Origin of the sequence: Sphingomonas sp. CL5.1, from assembly GCF_013344685.1 — a bacterium.
Lineage (GTDB): Bacteria > Pseudomonadota > Alphaproteobacteria > Sphingomonadales > Sphingomonadaceae > Sphingomonas.
The window spans coordinates 2,499,930-2,515,647 of record NZ_CP050137.1; the positions used below are offsets into that span (position 1 = coordinate 2,499,930).

Sequence of the window (15,718 nt, forward strand, 5' to 3'; positions counted from 1 at the left end):
CGTGATAGCGCCATCGTACATTACCTAGTTATACAAGACGATCAAGGGAGAGGACCGATGGCCACGAATATTCTTGAATCCGACGAGTGGCGGAAAGCGGTCGACTATTCGATCACCGACGAGGATATCGAGCGCCAGCGCCAACTCCTGGGTTTCGATCAGGCGGCGTCCACCCGTGAATATATCCAGACCGCGACCGAGGATAACATCCGCAATTTCGCGCATGGCTGCGGCGACGACAATCCATTGTTCTGCGATCCGGATTATGCGCGCGGCACGCGCTGGGGCGGGGTGATCGCGCCGGGAATGATGGTCGCGCAGATCAACGCGCCGATGAAGGGCGACCCTGTCCCCGATGAGATCAAGCGGCTGCGCAAGAGCCTGTTTAAGGGCGTCCACGTCTTTGTTTCCGGCTCGACCTGGGATTTCTATCGCCCGGTGCGCCCCGGCGACACGATCTACAGCTTCAACGGCGACGAAAGCTGTGAGGTCAAGCAGAGCGAGTTCGCCGGGCGTTCGGTGATCAAGGTCCGGCGTGACGTTAAGGTCAACCAGCGTGGCGAGGTGGTCGCCGTCTATCGTATCCTGAGCGTGCTGACCGAGCGCAAGACCGCGGCGAAGAAGGGCAAATATGCTGCGATCGAGCCGCAGACCTACATCGACGATGACATCGCCGCGATCGACGCGATCTATGCCGATGAGCAGGTGCTAGGCGCGGGCAAGCGCTGGTTCGAGGATGTCGAGCCGGGCGACGCGATCGGCAAGATGGCCAAGGGGCCGTTGACGGTCACCGACGTGATCTGCTTCCACGCGGGCGGCTACGGTTTCGTGCCCTATGCGCCGACGGTCGGGCGGCTGGCCTACAAGAACCGCAAGCGCATCCCGGCTTTCTATATCAAGAACGAGCACGGCATTCCTGACGTCGCGCAGCGACTACATTGGGACCCGAAGTGGGCGCAAGCGATCGGCAATCCGATGGCCTATGATTACGGCGTGATGCGCGAGAATTATCTGTTCCATTTCCTGTCGGACTGGGCGGGCGACGACGGCATCGTCGTTCACGTCCATGACGAGATCCGCAAATTCAATTATATGGGCGATACCCAGACGCTCACCGGGCAGGTGCTGGCGAAACGCGAGGAGGGCGGGCGCAATCTGGTCGATGTGGCGGTGAAGTTCGTCAACCAGCGCGGCGATGAAACCGTGCGTGGCACGGCGACGATCGCGTTGCCGTCGAAGGGCCAGCCGTTTCCGCTCTATCCCGAAGTGCCGCAGGAACTGGCGGAGAAAGCCGCGCGCATGATGGCGCGCCATTGGGAATTGTCGCGCAAATGAGCGGCGAGCTGCTGATCGCGGACGATGCCGGCGTCCGCACCATCACGCTGAACCGGCCGGACCGGCTCAACGCGCTCAACGGCGCGCTGATGGCACCGCTCGCCGATGCCTGCGCGGATGCGGCGCGTGATGTGTCGGTGGGATGCGTGATCGTCACCGGGGCGGGGCGCGGCTTCTGTTCGGGCGGCGACCTGAAGGACGGCGGGGGCGACCGTGCCGTGGTGCCGCCCAACCGTGACAGCGGCGCGCGCACCGAACAGGGCTTCACCCGGTTGCGTGGGTTCATGGAAACCGCGCGCCTGCTCCATGAGATGTCCAAGCCGACGATCGCGATGGTCAACGGCCCGGTCGCGGGCGCGGGGATCGGCATCGCGGGCGCATGCGACCTGCGCTTCGCCGCCGAAAGTGCGACCTTCCTCACCGCGTTCGACCGGATCGGCGCGGGCGGCGATTTCGGCTCGACATGGTTCTGGACCAAGATCCTCGGCACCGGAGTGGCGCGCGAATTGTTCCTCCTCGGCGAGAAGCTTTCGGCGCAGGAGGCGTTCGCCAAGGGGATCTATACCCGGCTGTTCGCGGACGGCGACCTCGCGGCGGAGACGATGAAGGCCGCACGTCGGCTCGCCGACGGGCCGCGCATGGGGTTCCGCTATATGAAGGCGAACCTGAACATGGCTGAGGATGCCGTGTTCGAGGCGGCGCTCGATCACGAGGCGCTCAACATGACGCTTTCCACGCAGGCGACGGCGGCGATCTGGAAGGCCGCGCAGGGACAGAAATCGTGATCGATGGCCCGGCGCTGCACGCTCATGCGCTGACCTCGCTGGAGGCGGCGGACATGGCGCTGGCGCACGCCGATCTCGCGATTGACGGGCCGTATCTCGCCGAGCATGTGACCCGCGCTTTCGTCGACACGGCGATTGGCGGTCGTGTGCCCGGTGCGGCGCTCACCGACCTCGTGGTCGAGGACGCGCACGACGGCATGACGATGCGCCGAAAGTGGCGGCTGGAATGGAATGAGGCCGGCGCCGCCGCCGGGCTGCCCGGATCGATCTTCGTCAAGGCGACGCCGGACGGCCCGTATCTGCGCGAGACGCTCGCGATGCTCCACATGGCCGAGCATGAGGTGCGCTTCTACGACGAGGTGCAACCCGAGGTGCCGACGATCGCGCCGCGCGGCTGGTTCGGGCGGAGCTATCCCGGCGGCCGCTTCTTGCTGGTGGTCGACGATCTGGAAGCCAGCGGGTGCCATCCGTTCTGGAGCAAGGATCATTGCCCGCCGGAACATGCGCGCGCGGTGGTGACGGCGCTCGCCACGCTCCATGCGCGTTTCTGGCAATCCGATCGGTTCGACGGCGACCTTTCATGGGTAAGGCCGCGCACGCGCAAGCTGGGCGCGGCATGGCATCGCCGCTCGTTCATCGATGCGCGAAGGGCGTTCCTGGCGAGCGATCACGCCGCGACGCTGCCGGCTTCCGTTCGCGAGACCCTGGAACTGTGGTCGGCCCACGATCAGGCGGTGTACGATTATTGGGACAGGCTGCCTGCGACATTGCTGCACGGCGACAGCCACCTCGGCAACACCTACGCTAAACCCGATGGGAGCGCAGGGTTGTTCGACTGGCAGGTGATCTTTCGCGGGCCGGGGCTGCGCGATCTCGGCTATTTCATGCTCTCGGCGCTGTCTGATGACGAGCGCCGCGCGGAGGAGCGCGGATTATTTGATCATTATTGCGACGAACTCGATCGGCGCGGCATCCACCTCGATCGCGCGAAGGGGTGGCGCGATCTGTCATTGCTGACGCTCGACAGCATGGACGCGGTGATGAAGACGATCGTGCGAGGCGGCTATGGCCATGCGGCGAGCGGGCTCGAGCGCGGCCTGCAATCGCGCATCGGTGCGATGATTGACCGGGATGTCGCAGCGCTGCTGGCGACCGTGATCGCCAGCGGCGAACTCTGATCAATTCCGCAGAATGAAACCTCCATCGACGTTGATCACCTGACCCGTGATCCACGATCCCGCGGGCGAGACGAGCAGGAGCAATGCGCCGACGAGTTCGTCCGGGTCGCCGCGCGGTCGCATCACCACGCGCGCCTCGGCCGCCTGAACATAGGGGCTTTCCGCCGGCGTCAGGGCGCGGCCGGCGTCGCTCATCGTCATGCCCGGCGCGATCGCATTGACCGCGATCCCGCTGCCGCCAAGCTCGGTGGCGAGCGTGGTGGTGAGGCCGAGCAGCGCCACCTTGCTGACGCCATAGCTGGTCTGCGCCGGGAAGGCCCCCGCAGATAGTTGGTTGACGATCCGGCCGCCGCCGCGCGCGACCATCGAGGGGACGACAGCTTGCGCACAATTGAGCGCGCCGGTGAGGTTGACCGACAGCAGCCTTTCCCAGGCCTCGGGGCTGGTCTGGATCGTCGGGGTGCCGACCGCCTCGATCATCAAAGCGGCGTTATTGACGAGGATGTCGATCCCGCCGAACTTTTCCACCGCGGCTGCTGTCATCGCGTCCACCGATGCGCGGTCGGCGATGTCGACGCGGAGCGGCAGCGCCGCCGCGCCGATCTCGTCGGCGACGGCCTTCGCGCCATCGGGATTGAGGTCGGCGACTACCACATTGGCGCCCGCCGCAGCCAGCCCCTTGGCATAGGCCGCGCCGATCGAATTGCCACGTCCGCCCGCACCGGTGACGATCGCCACTTTTCCATCGAGGCGGAACTGATCGAGCGAAAAGGTCATGGACGAACTCCTGTTGCGGGATGATGCTGGCCGAGCAGGATCGCGCGCGGATCGCCGCGTGTAGTCCAGACGAGCCAGGCGAGATACGCGAAGGTGAAAGCGCCGCCACACATAATGGCGAGCAGGGCGGTGATGAGCCCGGTCGCGACGTTGCGTGCGCGGTAGAGCATCCAGGCTGCGATCAGCAGCAGGTGCAGGCCGAAATCCACATTGAATTGCGCGCGCCACGGATGCGCCATGTCGCCGAAGAACACCGCCCCCGCCGCCGACGTGCCCATCGCTGCGATGGCGTGCCGGCTCACCCACAGCATGATCACCCATGCGGCGAGCAGCGGCGCGGCCAGCAGCACGCATCGCGCCTGCCGGCTCATGCGATCGCGACCGTCTTGTAGCGGAGGAACTCATCGATCCCGGCGCGTCCGCCCTCCTTGCCGAAGCCGGAGATGCCGATCCCGCCGAACGGCGTGTGCGGATTGATCTGGACCGCGCCGTTCACATAGACGCCGCCCGCATTGAGTCGCTCCGCCAGCCGATGGACTCGCTTCAGATCGTCGGACTGGATATAGGCGGCGAGCCCGTATTCGCTGTTGTTGGCGATCGCGACCGCTTCATCCTCGTCATGGAATTTCATCACCACCAGCGCGGGGCCGAAAATCTCAACCTGCGCGATCTCGCTGTCGGGATCGGCGTCGGCGATGATCGTCGGCTCGATGAAATTCCCCCCGGCCAGCGCGCCGCCGCAGCGATTGCCGCCGAGCACGAAACGCCCGGAGCCAGTTGTGCGGACGCGATCGAACATTCCCATCACGCGATCGGCGGCGGCGGCGTTGATGAGCGGGCCGACCATCACGCCTTCCTGAAGTGGATCGCCTACCGTGAACTGGCGCGCGATGGCCGCCAGCTTCTCCAGTACCACGTCATAGATGTCGGCATGGACCAGCAGCCGCGTGGGCAGGGCGCAGCCCTGTCCCGACAAGACGCCGATCGTCCAGAAGATCGCGCGCTGGCAGGCGGCGTCGATATCGCAGTCGGGAAACAACAGGCTGGCCGACTTGCCGCCCAGTTCCATGACGCTCGGCTTGATGGTCTCCGCGCAAGCGGCCATGATCTTGCGCGCGGTGATCGGGCCGCCGGTGAAGCTGATCAGACCGACCTTCGGATGGCGGACCAGCGCTTCTCCCGCCTCGGCGGTGCCGGGCATGATCGACAGGACGCCATCGGGCACGCCCGCCTCGCGCGCCAGCCGCATGAAGAGATCGGGAGCGAACGGGGTGATTTCGGCCGGTTTGACGATCACGCAATTGCCCGCCGCCAGCGCGGGCGCGACCTTCATCGCGAGGCTGATCACCGGGCCGTTCCAGGTGATGACGATCCCCACGATGCCGACCGGCTCCGGCGCGGTGTAGGCGAACTCGCCGCGCGTATCGAAGGTCGAGATCAGCTCGCCCGACAGTTTGTCGCACCAGCCGGCATAGTAGCGCACCCAGGCGATGGCCGTGTCGGTCATGCGTTCACCGGCCACCAGCGGCGTGCCGCCGTCGAGCGCGGCCATATGCGCGAATTCGGCGCGATGCCGCGTCATCAGGTCGGCGAGCCGGATCAGGATATCCCGCCGCTGCTCGGGCGGCGTGCGGCGCCAGTTCTCCCGCGCCGCTTCGGCAACGGCGACGGCGCGCTCGATTTCGGCCGCGCCCGCAAGCGGGATGGCCGCCTGCACCTTGCCCGATACCGGGTTGACGTGATCGTGCGTACCGCCCGACCCGATGGCAAGCGCCTCCGCGCCGATGTGCAGGGCGACATTGGGAGTCTCGACGGTCATTTGCTGTGGTCCCATATGAGGTGGAGCGCATCGAGCGCGTAAACCGATCCGCCGCGCGTGCGCGGCGGCGGGGCGTTTTCAGCGAGGCGGAAATGGCCGATCCGCGCGAACCACTGGCGGTAGAACACCGTCAGTTCCAGCCGCGCGAGATGCAGGCCGAGGCAGGTGTGGATGCCCGATCCGAACGCGGCGTGCTTGCAGGGTTTGCGATCGACATCCACTTCGGCCGGGCAAGCGTTCATCGCCGCATCCCAACCTACCATGGCGAGCGGAGCGAGGATCATGTCGCCCGCCTTGAGCGACGCGCCGAGCAACTCGGTCTCCTGCGCGACATAGCGCGGGATCGATACGAAGGCGTAGCGCCGCAGCAATTCCTCGACCGCGTCGGGGATACACGCTGGATCGTCGATCATCCGCTGGCGCAGGGTGGCGTCGCCAGCGAGATGGCGCATCCCGAACGACATGGCGTTCACCACCGTATCCAGCCCGGCGACGAACATCAGGAAGCCGATTGACCGCAATTCGTCGTCGGTGAGCGCGCGCCCTTCGAAATCGGTGGCGAGCAGGCGGCTCATCAAATCCTCGCGCGGCGCGGTGCGGCGCGCGTCGATGAGCGCGTTGATCTTGCCGTGGATCTGGAGCGCCAGCCCCATGCGCGCCTCAGCGCTCGCCTGGGCGTCGAAGAAGGCGAGGACCAGATCGCGGAACTCGTCGAATTCCTCCAGCGGAAAGCCGAACAGCTCCATGAACACGCTGATCGGCAGGTGGGAGCCGATCGACGCGACGAACTCGCAACCACCGTTGTCGCGCACACCCTCGATCAGCGTTTGGGTCCATTCGGTGATGCGCGGTTCGAGCGGTGCGATGGCAGCCTTTTCGAAATAGGGGCGGAGCAACTGGCGATAGGCCCGATGCTCGGGCGGATCGAGCGATTCGGGTATCATGTGCGGCTGGAAATCGTTCTTCGGGATCGAGAGGTAACGGCTGGAGAACTTCTCCGGGTGACGACAGACCTCGATGACGCCCTCGGCGGTAGTGACGACCCAATGGCCGCCGTTTTCGGGCGTCCAGAACACCGGTGGCGCGGTTTCCTTGAGCGCCCAATAGCGGGCGTGAACATCGTCGAGCAGGGCCGGCTCGGCATAGAAATCGAATGCCACAACGGGTGCGCGCGCATCTGCCGGTTCTTCGCTAGGCATGGTCGGGATATCCTCTCCGGTTTCCCCGGTCGGGATTAAGTAAACGGCTGTTTACTTGACTGTCAAGCGAGCGGTAGAAGGGCAATTGATGGCGAAGCGGGATGCAGGGGCGACACGGGCGAGAATCCTTCGGGAGGCGATCACGGCGTTCTCGACGGTTGGCTATGCCGCCACTGGAGTGCGCCAGATATGCGAAGCGGCTGGCGTCAGTCAGGCGCTGGTGAACCGTTATTTCGGATCGAAGCTCGGCCTGTTCCGCGCGGCGATCGATGCGACGCTGGATGTCACGATCATCACCGCGCTGGGTCGCGAACATCTTGCCGAAAAGTTGGCGGCGGCGTTTGCCGCATCGCGGGCGGATGCGCCCAATCCGCTGCCGATGATGATGTTCGCCGCTGCCGACCCGGACGCACAAAGCGTCGCGCAAAGCGAACTTGAATCGCGCATCCTCGATCCGCTGGCGGCCTTTCTCGGCGGAGCGGATGCCAGGCAAAAGGCGAGCCGGCTCATCGCGATCGCCGCCGGCTTCTTCACTTATCGTATTCTCTATCCGCTCGCCGCGTTCAGCGCCGCGCCGGAAGACGGGCAGCGCCAGTGGCTTGCCGAGGCTTTCGCTACCGCGCTCGGCGATCAGCAATAATCAGGCTTGCCGATCCTAGATGACCTAGTTATACAAATAACACAACTAGACGGTAACTTTTGGGGAGGGCCTGATGGTCGATTCTTACGGCGCCGCGCAATTTGCGCGTGGTTTCCGCATGATGCTTGCGCTTGGGACTGCTGTTGGGGGGCTGTACACGGCGCAAGCGGTCGCGCAGACCACTCCGGCCTCGCCGCAGGATGAAGGGCAGGGCAGGTCCACGGGACTTTCGGATGTCGTGGTGACGGCGCGAAAGGTGGCCGAGAACCAGCAGAATGTGCCGGTCGCGATCACGGCATTCTCAGGCGATACGCTGCAGAAGCAAAATGCAGTAACATTCAAGGACGTTGCGAATTTCACGCCGGGCTTCGTGATGCGTGAATCTCCCAACAACTCCTCTGCCGTTGCGCTCGCGCTACGCGGACAGTTCCAGAACGACAGCCTCGCAACGCTCGATCCATCGGTGGGGGTCTATGTCGATGGCGTCTATTGGGCGCGTCAATATGGTCTCAACGCCGATCTGCTCGACGTGCAGTCGGTGCAGGTGTTGAAGGGGCCGCAAGGCACGCTCTTCGGCCGGAACACCACCGGCGGCGCGATGCTGATCCAGACCAACGATCCGAAGATGGACGAGATCAGCGGCATGGTGCAGGGCAGCTACGGCCGCTTCAACGAGCGCGTTGGGACGGCGGTGCTCAACCTTGGTCTGAGTGACAAGTTCGCGGTGCGCGGCGCGATCCAGATCAACAAGCGCGATGGCTATATCACCGATCGCGCGTCCGGGCAGGAATACGGCAATCGCGACAACCTGACCGGGCGGGTGAAGGCGAAGTTCGAGCCGACCGATGGCATCAGCCTCGTCGTGTCGGGCGAATGGTTCCGGTTCGATCAGGATACCGCGCGCTTCATCACTTATGCCGCGCCGAGCGCGCTGGCGCGGTTTCCGGGGTTGACCAATGAGATCCAGGCCAATCTGACGAACGTCGACACGACGATCGTCTCCGCGGCGCCCTATCGTAGCGACCCCGTGCCATATCAGTCGGTGCGCACCTATACCTATAATGCTACGCTGGCGGTCGACACGCCGTTCGGCCAGGCGAAGCTCATCGGCGGCTATCGCCGCGTGAGGGGGGCGAATGCGCTCGATCTCGACGGTGGCAGCGCGCCGATCGCACTCACCACGCTCGACCAGAATCTCCGCCAATGGTCGGTCGAGGGGCAATTGACCGGTAAGTTGTTCAACGACGCGGTCGATTTCGCGAGCGGCATCACCTTCCTGCACGAGGACGGCTACGACCGCTCTTATTCGTACAGCGATACCCAGTCGATTCCGGCGCCGCGGATTGCCACCCGTTTCGTCGGACTCGTCGATTCCGATGCGGTCGGTTTCTATACGCAGGCGACGTGGCACGTCACCCCGCGGCTAGGGATTACCGGCGGCATACGTTATTCTATCGACGACAAACGCGTGAATACGCGCAGCGCTGCGGTGCTCGTCGCCAATCTCGCGCCGATCGCCTGCATCACGGCAGGAACGACGCCGGCCATCGATTGCGACAAGCATCGCGCCGACACTTTTAGCAACGTGTCGTACACGGTCGGCGTAGATTATAAATTGACCGACGACGTCATGTTCTACGCCAAGCAAAGCCGCGGTTTCCGGGCAGGAGGCGAGCAGCTACGTGCGGCAGGGGTCGTGTCGCTTCCCTTCAAGCCCGAGATCGTCAATGAACAGGAAATCGGCCTGAAGAGTGAATTCCTCGATCGCCGCGTCAGGCTTAACCTGTCAGCCTATCATAACACGCTCAACAACGCGCAGCGCTCGGTGATCACCAGCATCGGCGGCGTGGTTCAGACGATCGTGGAGAATGCCAACGCCCGCAATTATGGCGCTGAAGCAGAGCTTAACGCCGAGATCGCGCGCGGATTGGTGTTGTCGGGAACCTATTCGTACAACGATCCGAAATATACGAAATATCTCGGCGTTGCGGGCGCGACGACCGGGGTCGACAAAGCGGCGTTGGGCGTTCGCTTCGATGGCCTTGCCAAGAATCAGTTCACGCTGGGTGCGGACTATCACACCAAGCTGGCCAGCAGTTCGCTTGGTCTGAACGTCAATTACAACTGGGTCGGATCCTATGCCACCGCGCCGGATTCGGTCGGCACGCTTGCCTATGCGGGATACAGTGCCGCCGAAGCCGCAAAAGTGGTCGCGGCGACAACCAAGCCTGGAGCCGGTTTCCTTAACGCGCGCGCGACGATCGGGTTCGCGGACGACCGCTTCGAACTCGCGGTGTGGGGGCGTAACATCTTCGACAAGCGCGTTATCGTACATGCCTTGTTCGTTCAGGAATATGTCTCGGCGCTCCGCAATGATCCGGCAACCTACGGCGTGACGGGGACCGTCCGCTTCTGACCTCGAGCCGGCGATTTCGGTGCGCCGTCAATGATGCGGCCACCGGAATCGCCGAGGGCAGGTTGGTGATTGTCGACGGGAGTGATAGTGGCGGAGCCTAGCCTCACGTCACGGAATCGATCCATCAAGATGGCCGACAGCGACAATATCTCTCCTTCCCGCCGCATTCGCGTCCCCAAGACCTCCGAACTCGTCGCCGATCAGATCAGGGGTCAGATTGTGCGCGGCGAATTGCAGGAGGGAGATTATCTCCCTCCCGAAGGGCAGTTGCTGACGACGCTCGGGATATCGCGCCCGACCTTGCGCGAGGCATTTCGCATCCTGGAGGCCGAGGCGCTGATCAGCGTCGTTCGCGGATCGCGCACCGGGGCGAAGGTGCATAAGCCGTCGGTCGATCTGGTATCGCGTTATGCCGGCTATGTCCTGCAATCGAAGGGGACGACCATCGCTGACCTGTACGATGCGCGGCTGGCGATCGAGCCGCACGTCGTCCGCCGTCTCGCGCAGGCGCGAGACCCCGTAGCAATCGCACGGCTGCGCGAGGAAGTGGCGCGGCTGGAGACGATGCTGGGTGAGGAGAAGTTCATCGACTTCATCGCCGGCGTTTCGGAGTTTCACCGCGTCCTGATCGAGCTCAGCGGCAACAACACGATCATCTTCGTCAACCAGCTTCTACACCAACTGATCGCCGCGCATCAGGCGGACTATATCCAGCGTCATCCGCGTCCCGCGGCCGAGCATCGCAAATCGATGACGGTCGGTCCGCGCTCCTATATCAAGCTGATCGATCTCATCGAGGCGGGCGCGGTGGATGAGGCGATCGATCATTGGCGCCTGCATCTGCGGAATGCGAACGCAACCTGGGCGGCGCGCGGAGAGGCCGAACGCGTCGTCGATTCCCTGAGGCATTGACACATTGATCACCGTCCGCACCGCGACCACCAAAATAGCGCTTCACTAGTATAACTAGGTAATCTATCGTCGTTTCGACGAGAGTTCGACGAGAGGATGTCCTATGGAACGCGGCGCCGGCGGTATGATCCGTCGCGATCTCAGAATCGACGTGACCGATGCAGCGGGTATCGGTGAGCCGGCACATGTCGCACTGACCGTCGTCTTGCCCGATCGCCCGCCACAAAACCCGATCATCTGCTTCGCCAAACCGGGCGGAGGCTATTCTCGGGGCTATTACACCTGTGATCTTCCCGGCCCTACGAGTGGCGCGCAGGCCGACTGGCACGTCGCGCGCGGTTGGATATTCGTCGCGCTCGATCATTTGGGTGTCGGCGACAGCAGTCTGCACGCGCCGGAGGCATTGACCTATACGGTTGTCGCGGCCGCCAACGCGGCGGCGGAAGGCGTTGTTCGTGATCGCCTTGCCCGTGGCACGCTCGTCCCCGGCTATCCGGCGATCATCGAACCGGTCACGATTGGCATCGGTCAGTCGATGGGTGGATGCCTGACGATCGTCCAGCAAGGTCGGCACGCGAGCTATCACGGGATCGCCAGCCTCGGGTATAGCGCGATCCATACGCATCCGCCGGTCCGACCCGGCGAGCCGCCGATCGTCGCGCCATGGTTCGCGCGCGATACGCTGACGAATGCCCCGCCGCTCAATCTGACGGCATTGGCGCGCAATATCCCCGGACGTCGCGGCGGCGACGCGATGGCGTGGGGATTTCACTATGACGACGTGCCGCGCGAAGTGGTCGAGCGGGATCTCGCGCATTTCAACCGCAATATCCATGATCCGGCCAGTCAGTCAGGGGCGGCGGGCAATCCCTGGAATTCGCTGACGACCCCCGGCGCGGTCGCGCAGACCTGCCTCACGCCCGGCATCGTCGCGGTCGAGGCGGCCGCCGTCGACGTGCCGGTGCTCGTCGCCATGGGCGAGCGCGACGTATGCGCCGATCCGGCGGGCGAGCCGCGTGCCTATCGCTCGGCGCCTTCGGTCGATCTCTTCATCTGCCCGCGCATGGGCCACATGCATAATTTCGCGGGCACGCGCGCGTTGTTGTGGCAGCGTATCGCGAACTTTGGCGACTGGGTCGCGACATGGAAGGAGCATCATGCACATGGCGAATGACTCCGCACGAACGCGGGCGCACTGAACCCTTGTCCCATCCTTCGCAGGCTTTGACCGGGGCGGCGCCGCAGCGGCCATCCGGGCCTTCGCCGGTTCGGCCAGCAGCGTCGATCCGCCGCACCACGACGATCGACACCGTATGGCCGGAGGGCTTTGGTCAGCCGATGCGGATGGTGGCGCGCGGCCGCGATCTGGCTACGCGCGCGAGCGGCAGCATGGAGATATTGGACGAAGCGGAAATCGCGATCTCCGCCAGCGTCCGGCGGGAGATTCTCGCGATCGGCAGCGCACCTTCGATCCAGCGGCTGGATCGTCTGGTCGGCGTGCGGGCAGGGGGCGCCAGCCGTGCGACGCTCAACGACTTATTGGGCGAATTGCGCGGAACGGTCGCCTTCCAGTTGCTTGATGATTTCGCGGGAGCAAGCCTGGTCGCCGGCTGGGTGTGGTCGCGCTGGGTGCCTGATTGGGGCGCGGAACTCCGTCGCAGCGGAGCGAGAGGCAATGGCGGGCGCGGCGGGCAGATGATCGGTGTCTGCACCGGATTCGCGCCGGGATCGACCGCGCTCGCCGAAGACGGTGGTGCCGATCACACGCTGCAAAGCGCTTGTCCGGTCGGGCCGCTTGAAAACCCCGACGACCCTCACGGCTGGCATTCGATGACGCATCAGGACGGCGCGCCCGGAATGCGCCGCGCACGGCGGCTCGATCTGTGGCGCGAGGAAACGATGCTTCATGTCGATCTCGGTTTTCAGGACAGCGGCACCGCGCCATCGGGCGGCCGCATCGCGGTCCACGAATATCGCATGCGTGCCTTGATCGACCCGGCGGCGATGACACTCGTGTCGATCGACGCCGATCCGCGCATCCTGCCCTATCGCGAATGTCCTGGCGCGATCGCCAATATCGCCCGGATGGCGGGGGGGCGCGTCATGGATTTTCGCGCGGACGTGCTGTCGCGGCTCGCAGGAACGCTCGGTTGTACACATCTCAACGACGTCCTGCGCTCGCTCGCCGACGTCCCCGCGCTCGCGCGTCAATTGGAGTGACCGGATGACCGTAACCCTTGCCCGCCGCTGGGTGACGCTGGCGCTTGTCCTCATCGTCGCCGCGCTGAGCTACGTCGACCGGCAGGTGTTCACGCTGTTCATGGATGCGATCAAGCGCGACCTCGCCCTGTCCGATCGCGCGCTCGGTTTGTTGACCGGGCTGACATTTGCATTGTTCTACGCGCTCGCCGCCTTCCCGATCGCGCGCTACGCCGATCATGGCGATCGCCCGCGTGTCATCGCCTTGTGCGTGGTCATATGGAGCATCGCTACCGCCGCTTGCGGCCTTGCAACCGGCTTCTGGCAGATGGCGCTCGCGCGCGTCGGGCTGGCGGCCGGCGAGGCGGGGGCCGGGCCGGCCGGTCAGTCGCTCGTCACCGACGTGTTTCCGCCGGAGCGGCGTGTTACAGTGTTGTCGGCGATCCTCGCCGCCAGCTCGCTGGGGTTGTCGGGCGGCCTTGCGCTTGGTGGTTGGCTATCGACGATGTTCGGCTGGCGCGAGGTGTTCCTGCTCGTCGGGCTGCCGGGGATCGCGGTCGGCCTTGCGGTCTGGCTATTCGCGATCGAGCCGCGTCGGACGGGCGGTGGCGAGGGCGCGGTGACGCCGCTCGGATCGCTTGCCGTGTTGCGGGCGATGGCCGCCGTGCGGTCGCTGCGCTGGATCGGTCTCAGCGTGGCGGCGGTGCCGATGACGGGAATGGGCTATTTGTTGTGGTCGCCGGTATTCTTCCAGCGCGTTCACGGCTTTTCGGTCGCGGAAACGGGTTTCTGGCTGGGCGGCGCCACGCTCGTCGGGCTGGTCGCGGGGAACCTCGTCGCCGGCTGGCTGGGTGACCGCTTCGGGCGCGACGATCCACGCTTCAACGGGCGACTGGCGGGCATCAGCCTGCTTCTGTCCTTTCCCTTCGCCCTGATCTTCGCGCTGGCCGACGATCGCTATGTCGCGCTTGCGAGCTTTCTCGTCATGAAGTTTCTGATGACGCTCTATCTCGGGCCGACGATCGCGCTGGCTTTTGCGCAATTGCCTGCATCGATGCGGGCGATGACCGCGGCGACGATCAATATGTTCATCGGTATCGCCGGCACGGGTCTTGGCGGCTTTCTGGTCGGCGCGCTCAGCGATGCCTTTGCCGGTTATGGCGCAGCATCGCTGCGTTATTCGCTGGCCGTCATTTCGTTCGGGCTGTTGGCAGGCGGCTTCGCCGGATGGCGGGCGGGCGCGACGGCCCGCCCATTGCCGGCTCAGGCCACGTCGGCGGGCTGACGCGCCCAGACCGGATCGGTGTGAACCTTCGGTTCGATGCGGAACAAGCGCGCCGCGTTGAGGCCGAGGATATTCTCCTGCTGCTCGCGTGTCACGTCCAGCCCGTCGAACAATTCGATCGTGATCGGGCGGCTGATCGGGAAGGTGCCCTCATTGTGCGGGTAATCCGATCCCCACATCACGTTCTTTCCGCCCTTGAGCGTAGAGGTGAGGATGCAGCCACGGTCGTGCTGGAAGCTCGCCCAGACCTGGTCGTCGATGATCTCGCTCGGCAGGCGCGACAGCTTCGGGAAGACGAAATTCGCATGCGCCTCGCGCACCTCGTCGAGCCGCTCGGCGAGCGCGATCAGCCAACTCGCACCGGATTCGATGAAGGCGACGCGCGCCTGCGGATTGCGATCGAGCACCCCGCCGGCGATCAGATACATCGCCGATTCCATCGCATCGTTCATCTGGAGCGTATAGTTGACGATCGCCGCGCCGGGTCCGCGTTCCTGCACGACGCTCTCCAGGCCGGTGCCGGTGTGCATCACGAACACGATCCCGAGTTCGCCGGCGAGTTTGAAGATCGGATCCCACGCCTCGTCGTTATATTTCGGCAGGCCGGGCTGCATCGCCGCCGGCAGCATCGCGGCGGTGACGCCGAGCGAGTGGAGATATTTCAGCTCCGCCAGCGTGTTAGACAGATCGCGCACCGGCAACATGCCACAGCGTACGAACCGATCCTTGTGACCTCCGAGGAAGTTGTTGTTCCAGTCGTTATAGAGGCGCGCAGAGGCAGCTTCGGCATCCGGATCATCGAGGCAATAGAGCCACAGACCGAGGCTGGGAAAGATGATCTCGGCGTCGATGCCCTCGATTTCCATATCCTCGAACCGGCCCGGCAGCTCGCGTACGCCCTTGCGCTCGGCGTCGCCCAGCTCCTTCTCGCGATGCTTGCCGACGCGGAGGCGATAGATGATTTTTTCCTCGGTTCCGGTCAGCAGGAACTCACCCTCGCGGCGCGAATGGATTGCGTGCTTCTTCAGGCTGGCGGGCAGCCCGTCGAGGAAGATGGTGGGCGGCTCCATGATGTGGCTGTCGGCACTGAAGATATAGGGCTTCATCAACATCGCGATTCTCCTCTACCTGGTTAAATAGGTATCTGATTGAGTCGATCGATGCAAGATGGTG

14 protein-coding genes are annotated in these 15,718 nt (G+C 64.5%); 9 read left to right on the plus strand and 5 right to left on the minus strand.

The window, feature by feature from the left end:
* Positions 1-57 precede the first annotated feature (57 nt).
* The 3 genes from F9288_RS12105 to F9288_RS12115 are packed head-to-tail and all read left to right on the plus strand — an operon-like array spanning position 58 to position 3,298.
* Positions 58-1,335 (plus strand): MaoC family dehydratase N-terminal domain-containing protein, encoded by a 1,278-nt coding sequence (locus F9288_RS12105; RefSeq protein ID WP_174837024.1) that lies wholly within the window; start codon positions 58-60, stop codon positions 1,333-1,335.
* Entirely contained in the window at positions 1,332-2,120 is a 789-nt protein-coding gene (locus tag F9288_RS12110; protein WP_174837025.1) for an enoyl-CoA hydratase-related protein, read from the plus strand. The genes F9288_RS12105 and F9288_RS12110 overlap by 4 nt, the downstream gene beginning before the upstream one ends.
* Positions 2,117-3,298 carry a DUF1679 domain-containing protein gene (locus F9288_RS12115; protein WP_174837026.1) on the plus strand — a complete coding sequence of 394 codons (1,182 nt, stop codon included), beginning with the start codon at positions 2,117-2,119 and terminating at the stop codon, positions 3,296-3,298. The genes F9288_RS12110 and F9288_RS12115 overlap by 4 nt, the downstream gene beginning before the upstream one ends.
* Here the strand turns inward: F9288_RS12115 and F9288_RS12120 are convergent, their stop codons facing one another.
* The 4 genes from F9288_RS12120 to F9288_RS12135 are packed head-to-tail and all read right to left on the minus strand — an operon-like array spanning position 3,299 to position 7,054.
* Complete coding sequence (locus tag F9288_RS12120; protein ID WP_174837027.1) at positions 3,299-4,075, minus strand: SDR family oxidoreductase; 777 nt, start codon at positions 4,073-4,075, stop codon at positions 3,299-3,301.
* Positions 4,072-4,425, minus strand: coding sequence for a hypothetical protein (locus F9288_RS12125; RefSeq protein ID WP_174837028.1), 354 nt, complete (start codon positions 4,423-4,425; stop codon positions 4,072-4,074). Before F9288_RS12125 ends, F9288_RS12120 begins: the two co-directional genes overlap by 4 nt.
* Before the next feature lie 17 nt (positions 4,426-4,442).
* Positions 4,443-5,894: an aldehyde dehydrogenase gene (locus tag F9288_RS12130; RefSeq protein WP_174837029.1), complete on the minus strand. Its 1,452-nt coding sequence runs from the start codon at positions 5,892-5,894 to the stop codon at positions 4,443-4,445.
* On the minus strand, positions 5,891-7,054 hold the full coding sequence (locus F9288_RS12135) for a cytochrome P450 (RefSeq protein ID WP_174837030.1): 1,164 nt from the start codon (positions 7,052-7,054) through the stop codon (positions 5,891-5,893). The genes F9288_RS12130 and F9288_RS12135 overlap by 4 nt, the downstream gene beginning before the upstream one ends.
* A 127-nt stretch (positions 7,055-7,181) precedes the next feature.
* Here F9288_RS12135 and F9288_RS12140 point away from each other — a divergent pair, with 127 nt between their 5' ends.
* The 6 genes from F9288_RS12140 (at position 7,182) to F9288_RS12165 (ending at position 14,545) form a co-directional block, all read left to right on the plus strand.
* Complete coding sequence (locus F9288_RS12140; RefSeq protein WP_174837031.1) at positions 7,182-7,733, plus strand: TetR/AcrR family transcriptional regulator; 552 nt, start codon at positions 7,182-7,184, stop codon at positions 7,731-7,733.
* 73 nt (positions 7,734-7,806) lie between these two features.
* Complete coding sequence (locus F9288_RS12145) at positions 7,807-10,149, plus strand: TonB-dependent receptor (RefSeq protein ID WP_174837032.1); 2,343 nt, start codon at positions 7,807-7,809, stop codon at positions 10,147-10,149.
* 129 nt (positions 10,150-10,278) lie between these two features.
* The gene (locus F9288_RS12150; RefSeq protein WP_174837033.1) at positions 10,279-11,061 is read left to right on the plus strand and encodes a FadR/GntR family transcriptional regulator; all 783 of its coding nucleotides are present in this window, start codon (positions 10,279-10,281) and stop codon (positions 11,059-11,061) included.
* 103 nt (positions 11,062-11,164) lie between these two features.
* Positions 11,165-12,235, plus strand: coding sequence for a hypothetical protein (locus F9288_RS12155; RefSeq protein ID WP_254620859.1), 1,071 nt, complete (start codon positions 11,165-11,167; stop codon positions 12,233-12,235).
* Between the two features lie 29 nt (positions 12,236-12,264).
* A complete protein-coding gene (locus F9288_RS12160) occupies positions 12,265-13,281 on the plus strand; it encodes a DUF2889 domain-containing protein (RefSeq protein ID WP_174837034.1) in 1,017 nt (338 codons plus the stop codon).
* A 4-nt stretch (positions 13,282-13,285) separates the two neighbouring features.
* Positions 13,286-14,545 (plus strand): MFS transporter, encoded by a 1,260-nt coding sequence (locus F9288_RS12165; RefSeq protein WP_174837035.1) that lies wholly within the window; start codon positions 13,286-13,288, stop codon positions 14,543-14,545.
* Here the strand turns inward: F9288_RS12165 and F9288_RS12170 are convergent.
* A complete protein-coding gene (locus F9288_RS12170; protein WP_174837036.1) occupies positions 14,524-15,657 on the minus strand; it encodes an amidohydrolase family protein in 1,134 nt (377 codons plus the stop codon). The genes F9288_RS12165 and F9288_RS12170 overlap by 22 nt on opposite strands.
* Between the last annotated feature and the right edge of the window lie 61 nt (positions 15,658-15,718).

What these genes read in the sequence shown, in the direction of transcription:
- F9288_RS12145 (WP_174837032.1), top strand. Translation starts at nt 7,807, where the DNA reads ATGGTCGATTCTTACGGCGCCGCGCAATTTGCGCGTGGTTTCCGCATG.
- F9288_RS12150 (WP_174837033.1), top strand. Translation starts at nt 10,279, where the DNA reads ATGGCCGACAGCGACAATATCTCTCCTTCCCGCCGCATTCGCGTCCCC.
- F9288_RS12155 (WP_254620859.1), top strand. Translation starts at nt 11,165, where the DNA reads ATGGAACGCGGCGCCGGCGGTATGATCCGTCGCGATCTCAGAATCGAC.
- F9288_RS12110 (WP_174837025.1), top strand. Translation starts at nt 1,332, where the DNA reads ATGAGCGGCGAGCTGCTGATCGCGGACGATGCCGGCGTCCGCACCATC.
- F9288_RS12105 (WP_174837024.1), top strand. Translation starts at nt 58, where the DNA reads ATGGCCACGAATATTCTTGAATCCGACGAGTGGCGGAAAGCGGTCGAC.
- F9288_RS12170 (WP_174837036.1), bottom strand. Translation starts at nt 15,657, where the DNA reads ATGTTGATGAAGCCCTATATCTTCAGTGCCGACAGCCACATCATGGAG.
- F9288_RS12165 (WP_174837035.1), top strand. Translation starts at nt 13,286, where the DNA reads ATGACCGTAACCCTTGCCCGCCGCTGGGTGACGCTGGCGCTTGTCCTC.
- F9288_RS12120 (WP_174837027.1), bottom strand. Translation starts at nt 4,075, where the DNA reads ATGACCTTTTCGCTCGATCAGTTCCGCCTCGATGGAAAAGTGGCGATC.
- F9288_RS12140 (WP_174837031.1), top strand. Translation starts at nt 7,182, where the DNA reads ATGGCGAAGCGGGATGCAGGGGCGACACGGGCGAGAATCCTTCGGGAG.
- F9288_RS12130 (WP_174837029.1), bottom strand. Translation starts at nt 5,894, where the DNA reads ATGACCGTCGAGACTCCCAATGTCGCCCTGCACATCGGCGCGGAGGCG.